Below are 2,380 nucleotides of genomic sequence, written 5' to 3'. Positions count from 1 at the left end.
ATACTGTATAGTGTGACACGCGCATAAGCGCGTAAGTAAGAACCAGAGTCTTGGCCCCGTCGTCTAGCGGCCCAGGACGCCGCCCTCTCAAGGCGGTAGCGCCGGTTCGAATCCGGTCGGGGCTACACGGCGGTTTTATCTTCGATTCTTCGCAGAGGACGAGAGCTACGCCCTCGCACCAAGACGGACCATCGATGGCCCTCGGATTCCTCTCCGGGGGCCATCGTCATGTCGGGCGCGATCCGGCCTACCGCATAACCTCGAACCGCAGCATGGTCGCGGGGTGGCGGGCCATCGTGCACGCGCGGCAGCCGCAGGACGCTGGGCCTCCGCGGCCGTGGACCACTTCGATCTCGGTGTCCGGGGTCGAGGCCACCAGGCGTAGCTGGGGGCGCGCGACCCGGGCCATGACGGCGGTCAGCGCGGGATCGTCGGTGGCACCCGGCTGCGGCGGGCCGATCCGACCCGCGGTCGACGGGGCGATCGCGGAAGCGGTCGAGGCTGCCAGGGCCACTGGGGCTGTCAGGGCCACTGGGGGCACGGTGTCCTCCTCCATGGGGGGCTGTCTCGGGGCCACCCCGCGGACCACAGCCTGGCGGGGAGGGCGAGGCCCGCGCCATGCTCCGTTGAGCCCGGTACCAGGTGGTGCAGATGGCCTAGTCAAACCTGGGCATTGTCGCCATGCGACACCACCCTTGACAACCATGGTGCTCCAGCACCGGATCGGTACAAACTTGCGCGGATGTCCACCGTCAGTCCATCGGCACCCGAACGCGCACGGCGTCGGCATGGGAGTGCGCACGTGGGGCGCGCCGCCCGCCATGCTGGTCGGCTGCGCCCGCCGGGATCGGCACCGGAGCAGGTGGACGTCCTGCCGGGAGCCGCCCGGCGCATCACCTCGCTGCTTCCCCAGGGCCGCGGTCTGCCCATCGAGGACTGGACGGCCCGTCACACGTTGATGTGCCTGGTGCTGGCGATACACCTGCCGGTCATCGTCTGTTACGCGATCTGGCGCGACCTGAGCCTCGTGCACGGCTTTCTGGCGGCCAGTCTGCCGGCGCTGCTGTTCGCCTCCGCGGTGGTGCCCGGCCGCCGCCGGGTCCGTGCCCTGGCCGCCAGCCTCGGGCTGCTGTGCTGTTCGGTCGTCCTCGTCCATTTTTCGAGCGGCCTCACCCCGATGTACTTTCACTTCTTCGTGGTCGTCGCATTGATCGCGCTCTACGAGGAGTGGACCGTCTATCTGCTGGCGATCGCCTTCGTGTTCGTCGCCAACCTGGCGATCGGCAACATCATTTCGGCCGACGGGGAGCTGCTGGACAACGCCTGGCTGGTGGCCGGCCTGCATGCCGGCTTCATCTTCGCTCTTGCCTGCGCACAGATGGTCTTCTGGCACTACAACGAGCAGTCCCGCCGCCGGGTGGAGCACTACCGGCAGCAGCTCTACGAGGGTCAGCAGAGCCTGATGGCCCGGTTGGAGGAGACCGACAGGATCCGCAGCGACCTGGTCGCGACGGTGTCGCACGAGTTCCGCACGCCACTGACCGGTATCCGCGGAAACCTGCTGACCATCAAGCGCCGTCGCGACCGGCTCTCGGACGCCCAGCTCGACGATCTGCTCGATGCGGCGGTGAACTACTCCGATCGCCTCTCCCGCCTGCTGGAGAACATGCTCACGGCCGCCACGGCCACCGGCACGGACGAGACCACCATCGCCGATCTGCCGGAGGTCGTCCGGCACGTGCTCGCCACGCTCTCGTACACCGGGTCGCCGAGCAGCGTGACGGTGGATCTTCCGCTGGAGCTGCCGGTGCGGATGGCCCGACAGGCCCTCATCCAGGTGGTCGCGAACCTCGTCGACAACGCCCTGGTGCACTCCTGGCCGGGAGCGCCGGTACGGCTCATAGCCGGCCGGGTGGGCGACGAGGTCGTCCTGCGCGTCCGTAATCCCGGGCCCGATCTCGACCCCGACACCATCCGCCAGCTCTTCGAACCGTTCACCCAGCGGGACGGCACGGCGACCCGCCCCACGGACGGGGCCGGCATGGGGCTCTACGTCGTGCGACGCCTCGTCGAGGTACACGGGGGACGGCTGCGGATGTCCTCGGAGAACGGCGAGATCATCGTCGAGGTGGACCTGTGGGCGGCGACCAGCCTGGCGGCGCTCGCGCCGGAGCCTGAGGCGGAACTGCCGGTTCCGATGCCCCTGCCGCGCAGTATCCGGGTCGACGAGGAGCCGGGTAAGCCACGGCTTACCGGCGGGCCGCTCGCTGGTCCCCGGGACGACATCCGCTCGTTGCCCATGGACCGTCTCGGCTGAGCGGGGCGGGAAGACCGTTCCTCGTGCCGGGCTGATCCCCGTGCCGGGAAGGCGCCGGGACCT

The 2,380-nt window shown here is 69.2% G+C and carries 2 protein-coding genes and 1 tRNA gene; 2 read left to right on the top strand and 1 reads right to left on the bottom strand.

Features of this window, described 5'->3' with window-relative positions; translation table 11 throughout:
* Nucleotides 1-52: 52 nt before the first annotated feature.
* Nucleotides 53-125, top strand: a tRNA-Glu gene (locus ACY45C_RS02970).
* Nucleotides 126-247: 122 nt separating this feature from the next.
* Here the strand turns inward: ACY45C_RS02970 and ACY45C_RS02965 are convergent.
* A complete protein-coding gene (locus ACY45C_RS02965) occupies nt 248-541 on the bottom strand; it encodes a hypothetical protein (protein WP_462186124.1) in 294 nt (97 codons plus the stop codon).
* 201 nt (nt 542-742) lie between these two features.
* Between ACY45C_RS02965 and ACY45C_RS02960 the strand changes: the two genes are divergently transcribed.
* Entirely contained in the window at nt 743-2,317 is a 1,575-nt protein-coding gene (locus ACY45C_RS02960; protein ID WP_462186123.1) for a sensor histidine kinase, read from the top strand.
* The last annotated feature ends 63 nt before the right edge of the window (nt 2,318-2,380 follow it).

This window comes from Frankia sp. CcWB2 (assembly GCF_977927585.1).
Note: the sequence above shows the minus strand (reverse complement) of the source record. Positions and strands in the feature narration are given on the sequence as shown.